1 protein-coding gene and 1 pseudogene are annotated in these 2,740 nt (G+C 77.7%); both read left to right on the top strand.

Features of this window, described 5'->3' with window-relative positions:
• The coding region (locus HLB15_RS23215) for a 3'-5' exonuclease (protein WP_171109089.1) at window positions 1-2,222 on the top strand (2,222 nt) is incomplete at its 5' end.
• Window positions 2,219-2,740, top strand: a pseudogene (locus tag HLB15_RS23210) (exodeoxyribonuclease V subunit alpha); the annotation flags it as partial. The gene HLB15_RS23215 and the pseudogene HLB15_RS23210, both read left to right, overlap by 4 nt.

Raw genomic sequence — 2,740 nt, 5'->3', positions numbered from 1 at the left:
CTCTTCCGATCTCCCGCCGGCACGTCGCGGCCGACCTCGCCGCCGACGTCGCGGGCCTGCTCGCCGCGGGCGCGACGTGGGACGGGCGCCCCCTGGTCGCGGGCGACGTCGCGGTGCTGGTCTCGGCGCGTGCCCACGGCCGCGTCGTGCAGGAGGCGCTGGCCGAGCGCGGCGTCGCCGCCGTCATGCCGGGCGGCGACGTGTTCGCCACGCCCGCCGCCGACGAGTGGCTCACGCTGCTGGAGGCCCTCGAGGCGCCGCACCGCTCGGCGCTCGTGCGCGCGGCGGCGCTCACGCCGTTCCTCGGCCGCACCGCCGCCGACCTCGACGCGGGCGGGGAGGACCTCACGGCGCGCGACGCCGACACGCTGCGCGGGTGGGCGCACCTGGTGCGGCACCGCGGCGTCGCCGCCCTGCTCGAGGCCGCGGAGGAACGCGGGCTGGGCGCCCGGGTGCTGGCCCGCGCGCAGGGTGAGCGGCTCCTGACCGACCTGCGCCACCTGGGCCAGCTCCTGCACGAGGTGAGCGCCACCGAGTCGCTCGGCCTCACCGCCCTGCTCGCGTGGTTCCGGGACGAGCGGCGCCGCACCGGCACCGCCGAGCGTCCTCGCCGGCTCGACTCCGACGCGGCGGCCGTACAGGTCGTCACCGTGCACGGTAGCAAGGGGCTGCAGTACCCCGTCGTGTACCTGCCGTACGGCTACGACAACTACGCCCGGCCCGTCGACATCGCGCTCTACCACGACGAGCACCACGACCGGCCCGGCACCCGGACGATCGACGTCTCGGGCTCGGGCGCGTGGTGGGACGCGCACTGCGCCGCGCACCGGGCGGAGGAGGACGGCGAGGAGCTGCGCAAGCTCTACGTCGCCCTGACCCGCGCGCAGTCGCAGGTGGTGGCGTGGTGGGCGCCGACGTCGAGCACGCCGACCAGCGGGCTGCACCGCCTCCTGTTCGGCCGCACCCCCGGCACGCGGGAGGTGCCGGACACGCAGCCGCTCCAGGACGACGACTACGTGACGCGCGTGCTCGGGCTGCTCCAGGAGCTGGGCGGGCCCGTGGCCGAGGTCGCGGAGGTCGCCGAGGTGTCGGCGCCCGCGCCCGCCGACCGGGACGCGCCGTTCGCGGCGCGCACGTTCGGCCGCACCGTCGACCTCGCGTGGCGGCGCACCTCCTACTCGGGCCTGATCGCGGCGGCGGACGACGTGCCGCACGTGGCCAGCGAGCCCGAGACGCAGGGCACCGACGACGAACCGGACGCGCCGGACGACGAGGCGGCCGCCCCGGGGCCGGTGGTCCAGGGGTCGATGGTTCAGGGGTCGATGGTTCAGGGGACGCCGTCGCCGATGGCCGACCTGCCCACCGGGGCGGCGTTCGGCTCGCTCGTGCACGCCGTGCTGGAGCACGCCGACCCCTTCGCGCCCGACCTGCGCGCCGAGCTCCTGGAGCACGTCACCGAGCAGCTGCGCTGGTGGCCCGTCCCGGCCGACCCCGAGGCGGTCGCCGACGGCCTCGTGCCGCTGCACCACACGCCGCTCGGCCCGCTCGCCGACGGCCGGACGCTCGGCGAGATCGGGCTGCCCGACCGTCTCCGCGAGCTGACGTTCGAGCTGCCGCTCGCCGGCGGTGACCTGGGCAGCGGATCCGCCGGGCACGGTGCGCCGGGCACCGGCCACGAGCCGCGGCTGCGTGACCTGGCGCCGCTGCTGCGTGCCCACCTGCCCGCCGACGACCCGCTCGCCGCCTACGCCGACCGGCTCGAGCAGCCCGCCCTCGGCGACCAGGCGCTGCGCGGCTACCTGACCGGTTCGGTCGACGTGGTGCTGCGGCTGCCGACCGGGCGGTTCGTCGTCGTCGACTACAAGACCAACTTCCTCGGTCCCGCCGTCGCCGACTACACGGCCGACCGGATGGCCGAGGCGATGCTGCACTCCCACTACCCGCTGCAGGCGCTGCTCTACGGCGTGGTGCTGCACCGCTACCTGCGGTGGCGGCTGCCCGGCTACGACCCCGCCGAGCACCTGGGCGGCGTGCTCTACCTGTTCGTGCGCGGGATGGCCGGGCCCGACACCCCGGACGCGGGTGGCAGCCCCGCCGGCGTGCTCTCCTGGCGGCCGCCCGCCGAGCTCCTGGTGGCGCTGTCGGACCTGCTCGCCGGGGCGGGGGACGGGACGCCGTCCGGGGCACGACCCGGGCGCGGGACGGCGGGGGAGGCGGCATGACGACCGACGGGACCGACCCCCGGCTCGAACGCTGGGCCACGGACGACCCGCACGACGCGCGCAGGGCGCTGGGTGCGACCGGCCTGCTGCGCGCCTTCAACGACGCCGGCGTGCTCACCGCCGCCGACGTGCACGTCGCCCGCCGCACGGCCGACGTCGTGGGGGAGACCGACGAGAGCGTCCGCCTCGCCGTCGCCCTCGCGGTGCGCGCGGTGCGGCAGGGCTCGGTCTGCGTGGACCTGACGGCGTTCGGTGCGGCCGGCGAGGCAGGCCGGCCCGGGGCGCCCGCCGCGAGCGGTGCGCCCGGGCCGGAGGCGCCCGACGACCCGCCGCTGCCCTGGCCGGACCCCGACGGCTGGCTGGAGCGGGTCGCGGCGAGCCCGCTGGCCGAGCGGTCCGTCGTGCGCGCCGACCTCGGCCTGCTCTACCTCGACCGCTACTGGCGCGAGGAGTGCCAGGTGCGCGACCACCTCGTCGCCCGGCTGGCCGGGCTGCCCCCTGCGGTCGACGACACGCTG

It is taken from the genome of Promicromonospora citrea (assembly GCF_013004695.1).
Lineage (GTDB): Bacteria > Actinomycetota > Actinomycetes > Actinomycetales > Cellulomonadaceae > Promicromonospora > Promicromonospora citrea.
Note: the sequence above shows the minus strand (reverse complement) of the source record. Positions and strands in the feature narration are given on the sequence as shown.